19 protein-coding genes are annotated in these 17677 nt (G+C 56.1%); 8 read left to right on the forward strand and 11 right to left on the reverse strand.

The genetic code is table 11. The features are described 5' to 3' along the window. Positions 1–44: 44 nt before the first annotated feature. A complete protein-coding gene (locus tag BMW84_RS12760) occupies positions 45–1253 on the reverse strand; it encodes a threonine synthase (RefSeq protein WP_091069733.1) in 1209 nt (402 codons plus the stop codon). 169 nt (positions 1254–1422) lie between these two features. On the opposite strand from BMW84_RS12760, the gene BMW84_RS12765 reads away from it, so the two are divergent. Together BMW84_RS12765 and BMW84_RS12770 are read left to right on the forward strand one after the other, a co-directional pair. Continuing rightward, a complete protein-coding gene (locus BMW84_RS12765; protein ID WP_091068911.1) occupies positions 1423–1956 on the forward strand; it encodes a hypothetical protein in 534 nt (177 codons plus the stop codon). 5 nt (positions 1957–1961) lie between these two features. Then, positions 1962–2351 (forward strand): hypothetical protein, encoded by a 390-nt coding sequence (locus BMW84_RS12770; RefSeq protein ID WP_091068913.1) that lies wholly within the window; start codon positions 1962–1964, stop codon positions 2349–2351. A gap of 125 nt (positions 2352–2476) precedes the next feature. Here BMW84_RS12770 and BMW84_RS12775 read toward each other — a convergent pair whose 3' ends face one another. Next, on the reverse strand, positions 2477–3199 hold the full coding sequence (locus BMW84_RS12775; RefSeq protein ID WP_091068916.1) for a DsbA family oxidoreductase: 723 nt from the start codon (positions 3197–3199) through the stop codon (positions 2477–2479). Positions 3200–3332: 133 nt separating this feature from the next. Then, positions 3333–4613 (reverse strand): glycosyltransferase family 4 protein, encoded by a 1281-nt coding sequence (locus BMW84_RS12780; RefSeq protein ID WP_175498797.1) that lies wholly within the window; start codon positions 4611–4613, stop codon positions 3333–3335. Between the two features lie 572 nt (positions 4614–5185). On the opposite strand from BMW84_RS12780, the gene BMW84_RS12785 reads away from it, so the two are divergent. Next, positions 5186–6118, forward strand: a complete 933-nt coding sequence (locus tag BMW84_RS12785; RefSeq protein WP_091068920.1) for a glycosyltransferase family 2 protein — start codon at positions 5186–5188, stop codon at positions 6116–6118. A gap of 381 nt (positions 6119–6499) precedes the next feature. Here BMW84_RS12785 and BMW84_RS12790 read toward each other — a convergent pair whose 3' ends face one another. Both BMW84_RS12790 and BMW84_RS12795 read right to left on the reverse strand, forming a co-directional pair. Beyond that, positions 6500–8599: a YhgE/Pip domain-containing protein gene (locus tag BMW84_RS12790; protein WP_091068923.1), complete on the reverse strand. Its 2100-nt coding sequence runs from the start codon at positions 8597–8599 to the stop codon at positions 6500–6502. Between the two features lie 102 nt (positions 8600–8701). Further along, a complete protein-coding gene (locus BMW84_RS12795; RefSeq protein ID WP_091068925.1) occupies positions 8702–9274 on the reverse strand; it encodes a TetR/AcrR family transcriptional regulator in 573 nt (190 codons plus the stop codon). 227 nt (positions 9275–9501) lie between these two features. On the opposite strand from BMW84_RS12795, the gene BMW84_RS12800 reads away from it, so the two are divergent. After that, positions 9502–10635 carry an FAD:protein FMN transferase gene (locus BMW84_RS12800; RefSeq protein ID WP_091068927.1) on the forward strand — a complete coding sequence of 378 codons (1134 nt, stop codon included), beginning with the start codon at positions 9502–9504 and terminating at the stop codon, positions 10633–10635. 75 nt (positions 10636–10710) lie between these two features. On the opposite strand, the gene BMW84_RS12805 is transcribed toward BMW84_RS12800, so the two are convergent. The 4 genes from BMW84_RS12805 to BMW84_RS12820 form a co-directional block, all read right to left on the reverse strand. Next, positions 10711–11439, reverse strand: coding sequence for an HAD family hydrolase (locus BMW84_RS12805; protein ID WP_091068929.1), 729 nt, complete (start codon positions 11437–11439; stop codon positions 10711–10713). A 21-nt stretch (positions 11440–11460) separates the two neighbouring features. Further along, positions 11461–11931: a GNAT family N-acetyltransferase gene (locus tag BMW84_RS12810; RefSeq protein WP_091069734.1), complete on the reverse strand. Its 471-nt coding sequence runs from the start codon at positions 11929–11931 to the stop codon at positions 11461–11463. Between the two features lie 95 nt (positions 11932–12026). Continuing rightward, positions 12027–12533: a metallophosphoesterase family protein gene (locus BMW84_RS12815; RefSeq protein ID WP_091068932.1), complete on the reverse strand. Its 507-nt coding sequence runs from the start codon at positions 12531–12533 to the stop codon at positions 12027–12029. 25 nt (positions 12534–12558) lie between these two features. Beyond that, positions 12559–12831, reverse strand: coding sequence for a YqkE family protein (locus BMW84_RS12820; RefSeq protein WP_254772974.1), 273 nt, complete (start codon positions 12829–12831; stop codon positions 12559–12561). 63 nt (positions 12832–12894) lie between these two features. On the opposite strand from BMW84_RS12820, the gene BMW84_RS12825 reads away from it, so the two are divergent. Continuing rightward, positions 12895–13248, forward strand: coding sequence for a winged helix-turn-helix transcriptional regulator (locus BMW84_RS12825; RefSeq protein ID WP_091068937.1), 354 nt, complete (start codon positions 12895–12897; stop codon positions 13246–13248). 5 nt (positions 13249–13253) lie between these two features. On the opposite strand, the gene BMW84_RS12830 is transcribed toward BMW84_RS12825, so the two are convergent. Both BMW84_RS12830 and BMW84_RS12835 read right to left on the reverse strand, forming a co-directional pair. Next, entirely contained in the window at positions 13254–13772 is a 519-nt protein-coding gene (locus BMW84_RS12830) for a GNAT family N-acetyltransferase (RefSeq protein ID WP_091068940.1), read from the reverse strand. A 654-nt stretch (positions 13773–14426) separates the two neighbouring features. Further along, a complete protein-coding gene (locus BMW84_RS12835; protein WP_254772975.1) occupies positions 14427–15275 on the reverse strand; it encodes an SDR family oxidoreductase in 849 nt (282 codons plus the stop codon). A 135-nt stretch (positions 15276–15410) separates the two neighbouring features. On the opposite strand from BMW84_RS12835, the gene csaA reads away from it, so the two are divergent. Genes csaA through BMW84_RS12850 form a run of 3 tightly spaced genes read left to right on the forward strand, consistent with a single transcriptional unit; the run spans position 15411 to position 17605 of the window. Next, positions 15411–15740 (forward strand): chaperone CsaA, encoded by a 330-nt coding sequence (gene csaA / locus BMW84_RS12840; protein ID WP_091068942.1) that lies wholly within the window; start codon positions 15411–15413, stop codon positions 15738–15740. A 46-nt stretch (positions 15741–15786) separates the two neighbouring features. Continuing rightward, the gene (locus tag BMW84_RS12845) at positions 15787–16494 is read left to right on the forward strand and encodes an MBL fold metallo-hydrolase (RefSeq protein WP_091068944.1); all 708 of its coding nucleotides are present in this window, start codon (positions 15787–15789) and stop codon (positions 16492–16494) included. A 16-nt stretch (positions 16495–16510) separates the two neighbouring features. Then, the gene (locus BMW84_RS12850) at positions 16511–17605 is read left to right on the forward strand and encodes a M24 family metallopeptidase (RefSeq protein ID WP_091068946.1); all 1095 of its coding nucleotides are present in this window, start codon (positions 16511–16513) and stop codon (positions 17603–17605) included. The last annotated feature ends 72 nt before the right edge of the window (positions 17606–17677 follow it).

The following is a 17677-nucleotide window of genomic DNA, read 5'->3' on the forward strand; positions in this document are numbered from 1 at the left end:
CTGCACCAAGCTTAATCGCTGGCGCGGAGATGCCGTTTTGCGAGTTACCCGATGAACTCGCCGATTTGAAGCAGCGGCGGGTTCACCTGCACCGTATCGGGATATTTGATGCCGGCGCCGGTATTCAGCACCACAACCTTCTCCCCGGCCGCGATCCAGCCGCTTGCGGCCAGCTTGCGCGCCGCAGCAAAGGCCGCCGCGCCTTCCGGGCAGATAAACGCCCCTTCGAGCCGGGCGATCCGCGCCTGTTCGGCGCTCATTTCGGCGTCGGACACCGCCACCGCCGCCCCTTCGGTCTCGTACACCGCCTGGAGTACGAGAAAATCCCCGAGTGCCTTCGGCACATTGATGCCGAAGGCCAGCGTCTCGGAGTTCGGCCAGAACTCCGATTGCGCCTGCCGCTGCTCCCAGGCCTTGACGATCGGGGCGCAGCCCTCCGCCTGAACGGCCACCAGCCGCGGCAGCTTGCCCTGCACCCAGCCAAGCGCCTGGAGCTCCAGCAGCGCTTTATGGATGCCGATCAGCCCGACGCCGCCGCCGGTCGGATATAGAATAACATCCGGCAGCTCCCAGCCGAGCTGCTCGGCGATCTCAAGGCCCATCGTCTTTTTGCCTTCAATGCGGTACGGCTCCTTCAGCGTGGAAGCGTCGAACAGCCCTTTGTCGGCGACTTCCCTGGCGACGATCTTTCCGGCATCGCTGATCAGGCCGTTCACAAGATACAGCCGCGCGCCGGACAAGGCGACTTCGCTGCGGGTAATGACCGGTGCATCCTGCGGCATGACAATGGTTGCTTCAATCCCCGCGCGTGCAGCATACAGCGCCCACGCCGCACCGGCATTGCCGTTGGTCGGCATGGCGAGCCCGGTGACGCCGAGCTCCTTCGCTTTGGACACGCCGACCGCCGCGCCGCGCGCCTTGAAGCTGCCGCTCGGCACGAGGCTTTCATCTTTCATCAGCAGCGAGGTAATTCCGTACTCCGCCCCGAGGCGGGGCAACGCAAGGAGGGGCGTCATGCCTTCGCCAAGCGTCACGACATTCGCCTCATCCGTGATCGGCAGCAGCTCGTGATACCGCCACAGATCGGGCTTGCGCGAGAGCAGCATTTTTTTATCCAGAACATTCTTTAGTTCGTCCAGCTTGTAGCGCACCAAAAGCGGCGAGCCGCAGGCGCAGAGCTGCCGGACTTCGTCCGCCGGGTAGGTCTCCCCGCATTTCGGACATTCCAGATGAGAAAGATAACTATAATTCATGTCCATTTCCTTCTTCCTATTAAATGCATATCCTATAGAATAAATCAGAATTAACAACCGCGCAAACCGTTGCGGATTCTTCGGCGTGGACCGAAACCTTTTGACCCGGCGGAACGTCATGATACAATACAAAACAACATATACCTTACCTTCCGGGAGGCAAATGCCTTTGTTCCATCCAACCGTATTCGACAATCTTAAAGTTTCCATCGAAAATCAGCTCTACGACTACGATAATCTCGACGGCGCTTTGACCATCACAGGCCGCAGCGATTTACTCGATTTGGCGACCCTGTCCCGGGAATTCCGCCTGTCCTTCCGGCTTGCCGGGGAAGCCGCCGTCACGGCCGAACTGGTGCTCCGCTCTTCGCTGAAGGATCTAAGCGATGAAATACTGGCTCTGCCGGATACCTCCCCCGGCTGCAGCCTGCTGCTGCGTTTTGCAATGCTGACCTCGGGCGAGCCCGACGTATGCCGCGACATTGAACGAATCCTTGCCGGCATATGGGGCAAAGAGCTTGCTCCCGTACAGACCTTAAGTTTTACGCATCCGCGCGGCAACGACGTTTATACGCATACCGCCGAAGTCGCGTTCAAGCGGCCGATTCATGAAGACCAGATGGAGGATTTGCCGGAACTGCTGGCCTGCCTGCTGCAAAGCACGGAACAACTCGAACAACTTCAGAACGCCGAAAAGGAGTGAACGCGATGCCATTTCTCCCCCCCGCCAAAAGCAACCGCTGGTTCACCTGGTTTCCCGCTTATGCGTTTGTGACCTGGCTGCCGCTGATGCTTCAGCGTTTTGTACTGAACGATGTGGACTTTAGCTTGACTCTGGCCTTGCGGCTCGCCGTCTTTGCGCTTGCCGTCTCCGCCATCCTAAGCCTGTTCGGTTGGATCGGCGCCCGCTACGTCTGGCTGCTTGCCACGGCCGGCAATGTCATCGGCCTCGTCCTGCTATTCGTTTACGGCATGCGGGATATGGACGGCTGGGAGGATCTTGCCGGGCTGCTCACGTATTTCCTGTTTCTCGGGGGAGGTTTCGTCCTCGGCCTGATTATCGAAGGCATCGCAAGGCTGGTCCGGCGCCGAAACTAAAGGCTTCTGTGCAAAATAAAACAAGCAGGACGCCAACATTTAACATGTTGGCGTCCTGCTTGTTTAAGTTACCGCTATTGTCCCCCCGAAATTACGGATGTAAAGGGGACCGCTTTAAAATAAATTTACAGCTTGCACGAGCCGTCCGCGCAGCCGTCGTCTCCGGCATCGGCCGGTCCGGTGCTGCCGAGCACCTGAAGCGCCGGCGATTTCTTTTCCTCCGCCCAGACGGTGTCCAGCACCTCCGAGAATACCGGTCCCGGCTGTGCTCCGGATACGGCATATTTGTTGTTGAATACAAAGAATGGAACGCCGTTCACGTTCAGCCGCCGTGCCGCTTCGATATCCGCATCCACCTCTGCGTCGTAATCACCGTTTTTCAGCACGGCCAATACTTCCGCTTCGTCCAAGCCGACTTCGGCAGCGAGCTTCGCCAGCACCTCATGATCGCCGACATTCAGTGAATCCGTAAAATAAGCGCGCAGCAGACGTTCGTTCAGCTCCGCCTCTTTGCCCTGCGTTTTGGCATAATGGCTGAGCCGGTGGCCGTCATGCGTGTTGGTCGGCTTCAAGGTATCGAAATTGAACGTGAGCCCTACGCCTCTGGCCTGCTCCGCCAATTGATTATTCATCTGGACGGCCTGCTCGCGGGCCATTCCGTATTTCAAAGACAACAGCTCATGGATATCTCGCGTTTCGTTAACGCTGGCATTCGGGTCCAGCTCAAAGCTGCGGAACACCACCTCGACTTGATCCCGGTCAGGGAACTGGCTGAGCGCGTTTTCGAGCCGTCTTTTTCCGATATAACAGAACGGACAGGCATAATCGGACCAAACCTCTATTTTCACTGGATGATTCCTCCCAAGGAATATCGTGCGCATGTGACTACATTACTAAATATACGCCACTTACTATTATATAGTTAACGCGGCAAAATGACAAACCTTTATCTTGGGCTGCCTGTCCGTAGGGGAGAACGCCTCACATGGCCCGATCTTTCGGAGCCACCGGTTTGGTGAACGGACGCGGATCGGGTTCGAGGCCCAGACTTTCGCGCAGCAGATTATGCAGCTTCGTTCCGATAATCTCCTCCGAATAATGGGCCTGTACATGGTTCAGTGCCGCCGCCCCCATCTCCGCGCGCAGCGCCTGATTCCCAAGCAGCGTCTCCAGCGCCGAAGCCAGGGAGGTTCCGTCCAGCTTATCGGCCAAAATTCCGTTCACGCCATGCTGCACAAGGCCTCTGACCCCCATGACGTTAAAAGCAACCGTCGGAAGCCCGCAGGCGCCCGCCTCCAGAATGACGAGCGGCAGCCCTTCATAGCGGGAAGGGAGCACGAACAGCTCCGATATACTGTAGTAACCGGCCAGCACCTCTTTATCGCGGATCGTTCCCAGCAGGATTACCCTGTCCTCCAGTCCCTTGTCTCGGATCATTGTCCGCAGGCTCTGCTCGTCCGGCCCGCCGCCGGCGATCAGGATTTTCAGGTTGGGGATATGGCGCAGCTGTTCCGCTGCCGCTACCAGAAACGAGTGCCCCTTCTGATGCTCGAACAGCCGCCCTACCGTAATGACGTATCGGTTCCCCGGATCAAGGCCCAACTTGGCCAGTGTCTCCTGCCGTTCACGGCGGTAAAAAATCGCCGAGTTCACGAAATTCGGCAGCAGCCGGATACGTTCTTTCATTGAGCTAAAATGCTTCACCATGCTTGCCTGCTCATCTTCATTAAGCGTCGTCAAAAAGTTGGCGCGGTGGAGCGTCCGTTTTTTGACCGGCATAATCCATTTATGAATGCTTCCGCCATGATAGGCGGCGATGATCGGAATGTGCAGCCGGCTGGCTACTGCAGCGAGCCGTTCGAACCGGCCGGAGGCATACTCCTGGGCGTAGATCAGGTCAATGCCGTCGGCGCGCAGGATGTCGGCCAGATCCTTTTGGATGGTCGAAACATACTGAGAGACAAACTTGCCGATCGGCGTACGGTGGGACAGCGGAATCAGGCAATAGGCCTTATACAGCATGCCCACAGGAATAAATTTGATCGTACAATCCACGATCCCGTGCTGGTACGTGCGCACCTCGCTGCCGCGGCGGGTAAAGTTGTATATAGTGGTACGAATACCTTTGCTGTGCAAGAGACGCGCATAATCGAAAGAAAAATCGTTATGGTACGACTGAACATATTCTTCTTCGCTGAGCCCGAGGCCCTTGACGAAAAAATCTTCAAAGTAATTGGTGTGCATGAATATCCCGATATGCATAACGTCTCCTCCTAAAAGTTTTGATAGCATAAGCTTCTTGAATTTCTTCGCAAAACTTGCTTCGGAAGCATTCGCTTAGTTTTGATAGCATTACCTTCTTGAATTTCTTCGCAAAACTTGCTTCGGAAGCATTCGCCTAGTTTTGATAGCATAAGCATCTTGAATTTCTTCGCAAAACTTGCTTCAGAAGCATTCGCTTAGTTTTGATAGCATAAGCATCTTGAATTTCTTCACAAAACTTGCTTCGCTTAGCTTTTAACATCCATTAAGCATCCAGCCGGCCCCGCGAAACATCTTTTCCGCCAGCGCTTCCGCAAAAGCATTTTTCCGTCCGCGGCCAGCCCTTTCCTGTCCCCCTTTTTCCTGCGTACAGCCTGCCCTTTCCAGTCTCCCTATGCTCCGTCTCGTAGTTGGTTGGCTCCATTATATTCCTTATTTTCCCCCATTAAAGTAAACCAAAGTAGTATATACGTCCTATAACAAAGCGGGGTAGACTGAAGAGGAATGAAGTAGAGAATGTAGAGAATTGTTAATTCTAGACCAAGCGGTCTTATGAAAAGGAGTCGGCAGCCATGCATGAGGTGTCCATTGTCATTCCCACGCGGAACCGGGTGAACGATCTTACCGTATGCATCCGGTCCATCGCCCGGCAAACCGGGCTGGAGCAGGTGTCCGTCGAGCTGCTGATCGTGGATGACGGCGAGCTTGAACCGCAAACGCTGGAGGCATTCCGTAAAGAGCTGGAGCTGCTGCCGGATGCCGAGCTGCGTTATTACAAAAAAACGAGACCGGGCGTCTGGTTGTCCCGATATGAGGCTATGGAAAAAGTCGACGGCGAGATCGTGCTCAGCCTTGACGATGATGCGGAGCTCGATGACCCGCTGTATATCCGCAAAATGCTCGATACCTACGCGGCCGATCCATCGATCGTCGGCGTTGGCGGAATCGCCAAGGGCATGTCCAGCAGCAAGTCGGGCAAGCTGCTCGGGCGGCTGACCTTCCAGATGTCCTCCTCCCCCGGCAAACTGTCGGCGAGCACCCTGGCAGGTTCGCTGCTCATGTGGAATGAAGCGGACGAGCTGTTTGAGACGGATTTTTTTCACGGCTGCAATATGTCCTTCCGGCGGAGCTCGCTGCGCGACATGCAGCCTTACCCGTGGATGACCAGCTATGCGGTCGGCGACGACATTTATATGTGCCACCTGGCAAGCAAATACGGCAAGCTGGTGATTAATCCGGCAATGAAGATTACTCACCATGAATCGCCAAGCTCCCGCGACAAAGCCGGCCGGGTCGCCCGCGCGACCGCGATCAACCACTACTATTTGCTCCATATGCGCAAGGCCAAAGCAAAGCATTACGCCGCCCTGCTCTGGACGCTCAGCTATTTGACGGTCAAATCGACGCTGAAGCGCAACTTCAACGCGGTCTCGGGTTATGTGTCGGGTATCCTGTTCGTGCTGAATCCGCGGAAGAACAGGTATCCGGAGTATTTGGCGGAGTGAAACAATTGTTAATCAAAGGAACCGTCCGGGAATAACACCTGACACTTACGGACCTGAGCGCCGCTATTTGGACAAAATCATCCTAATTTTCTAGCTTGCGGACATCAGAGCCGTTATTTTGGATTATCGGGTGATTTTGAGACGAATTTATCGAAATAAGGGCTCCTGGGTCCGTTAGTCTGGGAAATAACACTTATTTCTGAAATTAACGGCTCTGGTGTCACTATCGTATGATACACTGCCCTAACAATAGGCCTGCGCCATGCAATGGAACGGTGTTCACGGGTTGAAGATAGCAAGTTGCATCAAAAACAAAAAAACACCCTCCCGCTTGGTCCATTTGGACCCGCCTGGAGGGTGTTTTTGTTCACGCAATTACTCTTAGGCCGTCAGCTCTTTCATCGCCGCTCCGTCGCTGCCGCGCGGAATCTGCCGTACAAAGTAGAACAGCGTGCAGAGCAGGAAGAATAGCGCATAGCTGAGCAAGTATCCGGCTTGGTGCCACATCAACGAGTAATCGCCGCTGGCGATGATCGCCTTGAAGCCGGTGATGCTGTGCGTCATCGGGAGCCATGGGTTGATGGCCTGCATCCACTTCGGCAGCAGCTCCAGCGGGAACGTGCCCGCGCTGGACGTCAGCTGGAAGATCATCAGGACAATCGCCAGGAAGCGGCCCGGATTATCCAGCCAGGTGACCAGCGCCTGAATGATCATCGTAAAGGTAAAGCTTGCGATTAAAGTAAAGAGGAAGAAATACGGAATGCTTCGCACATCCAGCTTCAGGCCGTACAGCAAGACGATGTCGGCCAAGACAGACTGCGCGATGCTGACCATTATGAATGTCAGCGTCCGGCTGAAGAACCGGCCCATCGGCGAAGCGCCGGGAACCGCCGATTCCCGCAGGGAGAATACCGCCGTGAAGACGAGCGCGCCTACAAACAGTGCCAGCGACAAGAAATACGGCGCGATCCCGAGGCCGTAATGATCCAGCTTGTAGTCGGTTTTCTCGACAAGTTTGACCGGCTCGGCAAACATGTTGACCGTGCTGTCATCCGATTTGACATCCGACGTTTCGGTTGCCGCATCGTTCAGCTTGGTCGCGAGCTCACCGGTGCCGTCCGCCAGCTTGCCCGCACCGGCAGTCAGTTCGCCCGCGCCGCTCGTCAGCTTGCCGGCGCCTTCCTGCAGTCCGTCCACACCGCCGGCCAGCCTGCTAAGCCCTTGCTCCAGCTGCGTCGTACCCGCAGCGACGGAGACTGCGCCAGCGGCGACTTTCTTGCCGCCCGCCGCGGCATCGTCCAGCTTCGCGCCGAAGGCATCCAGCCCGGCCGCCAGCTTGGCATTGCCGTCCGCGAGCTTTGCCGCGCCGGCATACAGCAGCTGCTGGCCGGCATCCAGCTTGCCGCTGCCCGCCAGCAGCTGCGACTGCCCGTCATGCAGCTGGCCGGCGCCTGCTGCAACCTGCTGGCTGGCCGCCAGCAATTGCTTGAACTGTGCGTTGTCGGCAAGCCCCGGGGTCGCCGCCATCATCTGTTCAAGCCCTTTGGCGACCTGCTCCGCGCCGGCCGCCAGCTCGCCGCTGGCCGCTTCGGACGCGCCCAGCCCGGACTTCAACTGCCCGCTGGCGTCTTTGGCCGACGCCAGCCCGTCCTTCAGCGCCGCCGCGCCGTCACTGGCATCGTCAGCACCGGCCTGCAGCTGCTTGCCGGCGGCAGCCAGCTGGTTCAGCCCGCCGGACAGGTCGCCGGCGCCGCTGCTGAGCGCGCTTGTGCCCTGCTCCAGCGTACCCGCGCCGCTGTGAAGCTTCTGGATGCCGCTCATCAGCTCGGAAGTGCCGCTGGTCAGCTTGCTCAAATTGCTTTTGAGCGTCGCGAGGCCCTGATTCAGCTTGCCGGCGCCCTCTTGCAGTTGACTCGCGCCGCTGCCTGCATCGCCAAGTCCGGAGGCGATGGTGTCAACTTGCTCAAACATGCTGCGTGTATAAGCTTCCGTGATTTGCGCGGACAGCTTCGATTTCAGTTCTTTCATCGCCGAGTTGCCGATCTGGCCGGCAATATAGTTATAATCGCTGTTCGGCTCGAACACGATCTCCGATTGCACCGGATGCTCTTCCGTCAGCGTTGTAGCATTTTTCGAAAAATCCGCAGGAATCGTAATCGTCATATAATACCGGTTATGCGCCATTCCGTCTTCGGCTTCGGCAGCATTGACAAAACTCCATTTGAAGTCGTCATTGCCCTTCAGCTCATTCACGAAATCCTTGCCCGCATCCATCGCTTTGCCCCCGTACACCGCGCCTTCATCAAGATTGACGACGGCGATCGGCAGCTTGTCGGTTTTGCCGTAGGGATCCCACGAAGCGTCGATCAGGAAGCTGCTGTACAGCATCGGCAGCAGGGCTACGCCAAGCAGCGTCAGCAAGATCATCGGCTTCTTGGCAATGATCTTCAGTTCCTTCCAAAATACATGTATAGCCTTCATCTCCGTAACACCTCTATTTGTATTTTTGAATGATTGACCGTTTTTGTAAATTAGTCACTCTATATGATAAAAAATAGCCTTTGCAGGCTAGGATTGTTGCCGTCACACAAGCAGGCCGTTCGAAATAAACAAAATCATATGCTCCTTGATCCGGGACTTGTCCAGCGGCTCGTGCAGCTTGTTCCATTCCCGGGTGAGCGCAAGGTACATTTGCAGGATCATAAACGCCACAACGCTGGAGTCGCAGGATTTAACTTCGCCGTTAGCCATGGCCTCATCAATCTGTCCCTGAAGAAAATCAAGCGCGAACACTTCGAGCCGCACAATGCCTTCCATCGCCTGCACGGTGCCGATATCCCGCACCTCCTGCGCCAGCTTGGCAAACAGCTCATGGTCCGAACGAAATTCCAGGATCGAATCGAGCAGGTTCAGCAGCTTCTGGATAAAGCTCGTGTTTTCCGCGGCCACCCGGTTCATCACCGTCGTCAGCTCCTGCGCCGCTTTGCCCAGAATTTCCTCGAACAACTCTTCCTTCGTTTTGAAAAACGTATATATGGTGCCTTTGCCCACATTCGCGATTCTCGATACCTGCTCCATGGTCGTCGCCTTGTAGCCGTATTGGACAAATGACTGGGTCGCCGCCTTCAAAATCTGCGCCTTGCGGTCAATTGACATGGTTAAGCCCTCTTTTCTTGCCGTTTACAAACTGACCAAAACACATTTACAGTCATTTAGTCAATCGGTCAATGAATAATGTAGCATGTTCCGTACAAAATAACAACCCTCCGGCTAAATGCCTGGAATGTGATGAAAATTATTCCCCATACCCAGTTGATATGGGGTATTATAATACAGATGTTTATTTTCGCTTTCTAGAAAGACTACAATTATGGATGGTGGACATGTTGAACAAAAAAAAGACGCTGAAACAGGCGGCAATCGTCATGGTGAGCGCACTGTCGCTGAGTCTCGCACTCGCCGCTTGCGGTAAAGATAACAATGCCGGAAACACCGGAAATTCGGGAAATGCTGCCGAGAATTCGGGTAAAGCCGTAGTGGCCGAAGAAAACGGCACCAAATCGATCGCGCAAACCTTCTATATTTATGATACCGTCGTCAATATCAAAGTATTCGGTGACAAAGCCACCCAAAAGAACATGGACGATATTGAGCAGATGCTGGAGCGCATGGACACCGAGTTCAGCCGCACCAAAGAGGACGGCGAGCTGTATGCAGTAAATCGTGCCGCAGGCAAAGAAGCCGTGAAAGTATCCGACGAGACGCTGGACGTCGTGAAGCAGTCGATTGCATACGCCAAAGAAATGGACGGGCTGTTCGATCCGACCATCGGTCCGCTGGTGGATCTGTGGGCGATTGGCGAAGGCGGAGAATCGGTGCCGCCCCAAGACGAAATCGACAAAGCAAAAGCTTTGACGAATTACAAGGATGTCATTATCGACGAGAATGCCAAGACCGTCAAGCTGGCCCGCGAAGGCATGGTGCTTGATATGGGCGGGATCGGCAAAGGTTACGCCGCCGACCGTATCGCCGAATACCTGAAAGCGCAAGGACTCGACAGCGCCATGATCAACCTCGGCGGCAGCAGCATCATCGCCCTCGGCAACAAGCCGAACGGCTCGCCTTGGAACATCGGCCTGCAGGATCCGGACCAAAGCCGCGGCACCCAGCTCGGTACGATCAAAATCTCCAACGAAGTGATCGACGCCTCCGGGGTCTATGAACGCTTCTTCATGCAGGATGGCGTGCGTTACCACCATATCCTGGATCCGCGCACCGGTTTCCCGGCGCAAAACGGCCTCAAGAGCCTCACGATCATGAGCCCGAACGCAACGGATGCCGACGCGCTGTCGACCGGCGTATTCCTGATGGGCCTGGAAGACGGCATGAAATACCTGGAATCTCTGCCGGAGAAGATTGATGCCTTCTTCATCACCGACGACAACAAAATTTATGCAACCTCCGGTCTGCGTGACCGCCTGATCATTACCGATCCCACTTACAGCTTCGGCAACTAAGCCCTTGCAAGATCACAAAACCCCGTATCCGCCTGCTTTGGCGGGGACGGGGTTTTATTTTGTCCGGAATCGCGTTTACAGCAGCGGCAGCTTGGCAAACTCCGCGTAATCGGCAAAGGTAAAGGTTGGACGGTGATCGCTGCCCGGCTGTCGGCCGCGCGGATTGTACCAGCAGACCTTCCAGCCCGCTTCCAGCGCGCCAACGACATCATTGGCCCACGTATCGCCGACATACAGCGAATGCTCCGGGGCCGTGCCGGTCTTTTCATTCACGTACCGGAATATCCGCGGGTCCGGCTTGGCCAGCCCCACCGCATCGGAAATGAAAATATGCTCCGGCGGAATCAGCTTATCAACGCCTAAGCCGCGCAGCTTGGCACTCTGATGCTCCTCCGGCCCGTTCGTGATGATGCCAACAGTTATTCCCAGCGCAATAAAGCGCTCCAATTGCTCCTTGACCCCTTCGATCATGTCGATCGTATACTGCCGGCCGATATAGGAAGCCTGCACGCGCTCCGACTGCTCGCGGCTGAGTCCCAACCCGAATTCTTCAAACGCATATTCCAAGCGGAGGACCCGCGTCTCTTCCAGCTCCAGCTCGCCGTGCAAATATTTCGGCCACAAAAGGTCGCTGTGATGCCGTACCCGGTAAAACAGCTCCGCATAATCCAAGACGGATTCATCCGGGGCCAGTACCTCGCGCACTGCCTCCCGGAACGGCACCAGATGATCGTACAGCGTGTCGTCCAGATCAAAGAAAATCCCCGGCTTTCCGCCGGTGTTGCTGTTATGGCTCGTGTTCACTTGTTATGCGCTCCTTGCTGTTCATCCTTTTTTGAAAAACAGGTTGTACGTGTAGAACTCATCGTCCCGCACATATCCCTTCGCTTCATACAAACGCTGGGCGGTGAAATTGTCCGTCATCGTCGTCAGCGTCAGTCCTTTGGTTCCGGTTGCAGCAGCAAAGGCTTCCGCGCCTTCCAGCAGCATCGGCCCGATCCCTTGGCCGCGGACATCCGCAGCGACAAAAAGATCGTTCAATATCCACAGCCGCTGGACGGTCACCGAAGAGAATGAAGGATAAAGCTGCGTAAACCCGCCATACTCTCGCTCCGCCCCTTCTCCGGTTACCGCCGCAAAAATCACCGACTCCTCCGCTTCCAGCCGCGCCCGCACAAAATCCAGCGCAGCCCGCACATCCGATTGCTGCCCGTAATACACCCGGTACTGATCAAACAGCGGCGCCACCCGCTCCGCATCCTGAAGCTCCACACGTTCCAGCCGATACACGCTCATATCCATTCCCGCTTTCCTGGCCGCAGCCGTTTTACCATCATTGTAGGCAAAGCGGCTGTGCAGGGACATGGAGAAAATCACGGATCATATGGACATTAAGACTTGGAGGGGTAAAAGATATGGCGGGCGTCGATGGCTCCGTCCCGGATCTCCAGCACGCCAAACGAATATTCCGGTTCCCGGCGTTTGTCCGTCGCTGAGCCCGGATTAAAGAGCAGGATGCCGTTCTCCCTGCGCATCAACGGCTGATGGGAATGTCCAAACAGGATACAGTCCACCTGCTCCCCCTGGAAGGCCAGCAGCGCGTTGCCGTCGGTGCCTTTGCGGGAATACGGCGCATGCCCGTGAATAAGGCCAAAACGCAGCCCTTCAAGGGTAAGAATCTTCTGTTCTCCAAAGCGCTGGATGATTTCGTAACCGTCATTATTGCCGGCGATGCCTTCCACCGGTGCCAGCTCCGACAGCAAATCATAGACCTCCATCGCCACCCAGTCGCCCAGATGCAGGATCAGGTCCACGCCGCGCAGCGTTTCTGTGAGCGCCCTTGGCAGTGCCTTAACGGAGGAGGATAAATGGGTATCTGATACGACGCCGATCTTCATCAGCTTCAGCTCCTGACTGTCCAGTTTATTTGTACTTTTTCCAATTGGGATCGCTTTTCTCCAGCAGATGGGCAAAATCGTTCTCCAGGCGCTTCTGCTCCGCTTGCCGCTTCTCTTCGGCTTCCCGGCGGACCGCTTCCTTGCGCTTATGCTCTTCGGCTTTCAGCGCATCGGACTGGGCCTTCAGTTTGCCAAGCACATCGCTGCTCAGCAGATCCTTTAATGTAGCCGGCGCATCCTCCGCGGGCTTTGCCGACGGCCGGTGCTGATGCGGCTGCGGCTGTTTTTTCTTCGCCAATGCAATCTTCCTTTCCAAACCCGGTTTATTTAAAATATAATACATTACAAGAGGTGAATCCCCATGAAATCCAATGACCTTTGTCCGCGGTTTCAAAAAAGCATGGATCTGATCGGCCGTCGCTGGACGGGATTGATCATTTACCAGCTGCTTCAAGGCCCGCAGCGCTTCAGCTTGATCGAAGCGGCTTTGCCGATCAGCGGCAGACTGCTCTCCGAACGCCTCAGAGAGCTGGAGCAGGAAGGCATCGTGCTGCGGGAAGTGTTCCCGGAGACGCCTGTCCGGATCCAGTATTCGCTGACACCGAAAGGGCGCGCGCTCGAACCGGTGATCCGCGATTTGCAGCAATGGTCCGGGGAATGGATCGATCCAGAGGATACCGACACCGGCTGCTGCGAGCTGAAAGAAGAATTGTAACCGTTTTACGGCTGCGCTGGCGACAATTTCAGGCCGATGATCACCAAATCCCGCTTCACCCCGTCCAGTTCGGCTACCCCCGGCAGCAGGCCCCAATCCTTGAACCCGAATTTCCGCAAAAGCCCCAAACTTGGCTCGTTGTGGCCGAATACGAATCCGACCAGATTCTCCAGGCCCAGGCGCGGGCATTCCTCCAGTGCGCAACTCATCAAAAAGCTGCCTGCGCCGCTGCCCCGGTACTGCTCGCTCACGTAGATGCTGATCTCCGCCGTCGCGTTGTAGGCCGGACGGCCATAAAACGACTGGAAGCTGAACCAGGCCGCGATCGTGTCGCCGTCCTTCAGTACCCACAGCGGCCGGTGATGGCTATTGTGCTCATGATACCATTTCACACGGTCCTCCACGCCAATCGGTTCCAAATCCGCCGTAACTATCCGCCCCGCGATGGTCGAATTGTATATCTCCACGATGCCGGCCAAATCCTCGATGGCTGCATCCTTAATGTTCTCCTTGCTCCATTGCATGCTGAAATCCCTCCGGTGATTACTACATTGGTAGTTCTACGTTGGTGGTTACTTTATTGCTGGTTCATCGTTAGTCGTTACTTCTTTATTGGCGGTACTTCTTTAGCCGTGTTCGCTATCCTTATCGCGTTCAAAACAGTCTTTCGGCGGCTTGTTTCACCCATAGGTGAAGCTAACGGACATGAGCGCCGCTATTTAATGAAAAAGATAATATTTCCCGCTGCAGCGGACATGAGCGCCGTTATTTCTTGATTTCATGCCGTTTTTCAGCCTAATCCAGATGAATAACGGCGCTGGTGTCCGTTAAAAGCGAAATGCCCCTCATTTCGGGCAAATAACGGCTCTCAGGTCCGTTAGATTGGGATGCATGAACCGCCGGCGATGGTTTGCGGGCAACGGGTTTAGAGCGACTCTTTGCGCTCTGAGCCACCCGAAGGTTTGATGTGCAGCCTGTTACTTTCCCTGCGAGTCCAAAGTTGGCGTAGCAGTCAGTTACTTTCGGCGCTCACCCACAGCTTGGCATACAAATCCGTTACTTTCAGCGCTCGCCAACAGCTTGGCGCATCAATCTGTTACTTCGCGTGCCAGCCTGTTACTTACCGAGCTCGCCCACAGTTTTCCGTGCCACCCCACGCTTAGCACAAGGCAAAAACCTTACGGCCCCGTCTGCTCCAGGCTCCACTGCCACAGCCGTTCCGCCGCTTCGGCATCCAGCGCCCGCGGGGTCAGCTCCTTGACCGCCCGGCGGTAGAAATATTCCCCGCTTACTCCCTTCAGCTCCGGCTCGGTAGCCAGATAAATCGCCGTATCCGCCCCTTGTTCCGGGGAGAGAAAAAACGGCGACAGCAGCTGCAGGATCAAACGGCCGAAACCGGTCTCCCGGTTCACGCCGATGCTCGTGCCGACGGCACCGGGATGCAGGCAGTTAACGGTCACCGTGCTGCCGCGGAGCTCCTCCGCCATTTTTCGGGTAAACAGGATGTTGGCCAGTTTGGAGCGCGCGTAAGCCTTGGCCGGATTAAAGCCGCGGGAGAGCGTGTGGTCGTCCAGATACAGCTTGCCGATCTTGTAGGCTCCGGAAGAGACGACGACGATGCGTCCCTGTTCCGCCGCCTTCAGCGCATCCAGCAGCAGCCGGGTCAGCAGAAAATGGCCGAGGTGATTCACCCCGAAGTCCATTTCATAGCCGTCTTTGGTGAGCTGCCGTTTCAGCATGACGACTCCGGCATTGTCGATCAGCACATCCAGCTTGGGATAGAGCGTAAGAAACTCAGCCGCAAAGCTGCGGATGCTGTCAAAGGAAGCGAGATCGCACAGCATCAGCCGGACGGACCCGGAACCGCTCTGCCGTATGACTTCGGCTAGTGCCGCTTCGCCGCGCGCCTGGCTCCGGCAGGCCATCACAACCTCCGCGCCTCTGCGGGCCATAGCGACCGATGTCGCGAGGCCCATTCCGGAGTTCGCTCCGGTAACGATGACGGTTTTACCCATCATACCTGTCATGGTAAATCCCCTTTCCGCCTCGGCTCCTCAGAGACAAGCCGATTCTGGCCTTTTTGGGACATCTGATTTAAGATTATGTTACATCATATCGGTGCATCAAGAAAAGACATCCCATCATAAAGGAGGTTTAGCCGTTTGGCGACCATTGAGGATTTTCACCAATTGGACCTGCGGATCGGAACGATCCTGTCGGCCGAACCTTTCCCGGAAGCGCGTAAACCGGCAATCAAGCTGCTGATCGATTTCGGCGAACTCGGGCAAAAAGCTTCCAGCGCGCAGATCACCAGGCGCTACACGCCGGAAATGCTGGTCGGCCGGCAGGTAGCCGCCGTCGTCAACTTTCCGCCCCGCCGCATTGCCGGGTTCACCTCGGAGGTACTCGTGCTTGGGGGCGTTCCCGGCGAAGGCGACGTCATCCTGCTCGCACCGGACCAGCCCGTACCTAACGGAACCCCGATTGCCTAGCCAGAGTACATAACGGCACTTACATTTATCCATTGAGGTGATAGTCATGAACGATTGGGGAGCGCAAGTAATCATGCTCACCATACCGATGAATAACGACGAGATTCATCCGATTCTGCTTAAGGACGATGACGGATATACCTTGATCGATACCGGCGTACCGGGAGGGTCCGAAGCGCTGATCGCGGCGATTGAAGGCGCAGGCGCACGGCTTGAAGACATCAAGCGTATCCTGATTACCCATCAGGATCTCGACCATATCGGAAATCTGCCGGTGCTGAAACGCAGGCTGCCCGAGGCGGAGATTCTCGCCCATCCCGGAGACATTCCGGCCATTACCGGCAGCAAACCCATGATCAAAATGACCGAAGCCCGGCTGGCTGCGATGCCGGAAGCGATCCGCCAGAACACGCAGAGGTTTCTGGAGCAGCTCAAAACGCTCGGCGATATCACCGAGCTGAACGACGGAGACCGCCTGCCTTACGGCGGCGGCATACAGATTATCCACACCCCCGGACATACCCCGGGACATATTTCGCTGTATGTACCGGACCAGGAGTTGCTGCTGGCTGCGGACGAGCTTCGCATTATCGGCGGCGAGCTGGAAGGTCCGGCACCGGAGTTCACGCCGGATCTGCCGCTGGCACTGGCCAGTCTCCGCAAATTTGCGGGCTTGAAGGTCCGGAGTATCATCTGTTATCACGGCGGCGTCTATGAAGGCAGCCCGCAAAGACTCATCGATAAATTGTCTTAACGAGAGGAGCACCATCATGAATGAAGCTTTACTACACCTGCAACAATCGCTGACAGCCGGCGGGCTGGATGCGATCCTTGTCACCGATCCGAAGCATGTCTATTATTTGACCGGCTTTGCCAGCAACCCGCATGAGCGGTTTCTCGGTTTGCTGCTGATCCGCGGCGAAGAGCCTGCCTTGATCGTTCCGGCGCTGGATGCCGAAGCCGCCAACGCCGCTTCCTCCGTAAAGACGATTCTGACGCACAGCGATACGGATAATCCGTATGAGCTGCTGAAAGCACGGTTTGACGGCAAGACGCCGGGCGTTTTCGGTCTCGAAAAAGAACATTTCACCGTCAGCCGCTTCGAACAGCTCTCCGCATCCGTTACGGCAGGCTCGTTCCGCGATATCGGGCCGCTGCTGCGAGCTATGCGGGCCATCAAAACGCCCGAAGAAATCCGCCGGATGAAGCATGCGGCCGAGCTGGTGGAAGAGGTGCTGCGGCAAGGACTGTCCCATGTCAAAGCCGGCGCAACCGAAAACGACCTCGTTGCCGAGCTGGATTATCTGATGAAAAAGGTAGGCGCTTCCGGCCCTTCCTTCGATACCATGGTGCTCACCGGCATCAACACCTCGCTGCCGCACGGCGTTCCGGGCAATACGAAGGTTCAGCCCGGCGATCTGCTGATGTTCGACCTCGGCGTCTTTGCCGGAGGATACGCCTCCGACATTACCCGCACCTTCGCCGTAGAAGAAGTCGACGGCAAGCTCGTCGACATCTATAATACGGTGCTGGCTGCCAATCAAGCGGGAATCGCCGCCTCCGTGGCCGGAGCCACGTTCGGGTCGGTCGACCAGGCGGCCCGCGCGGTGATCGATGCTGCAGGGTACGGCGAATATTTTGTCCATCGCGTTGGCCATGGCCTTGGCATGGACTGCCATGAATATCCTTCGCTGCACGGCTTAAACCAGGACCTCGTTGAGATCGGCAACGTCTATACCATTGAACCGGGCATTTATGTACCGGGCCTCGGCGGCGTACGGATCGAAGACGATGTGTATATTACCCCGGAAGGTCCGCAGACCTTGACTGTTTTCCCAAAAGAACTGACCGTGCTTCATCTGTAAAAAAATCAGGCCGGCAGGTTAGCAAAAAAGCAGCGTTCTCCTCTTGGCATCAAGAGAGAATGCTGCTTTTTG

Origin of the sequence: Paenibacillus sp. NFR01 (assembly GCF_900111565.1) — a bacterium.
Classification (GTDB): Bacteria; Bacillota; Bacilli; order Paenibacillales; family Paenibacillaceae; genus Paenibacillus_AQ.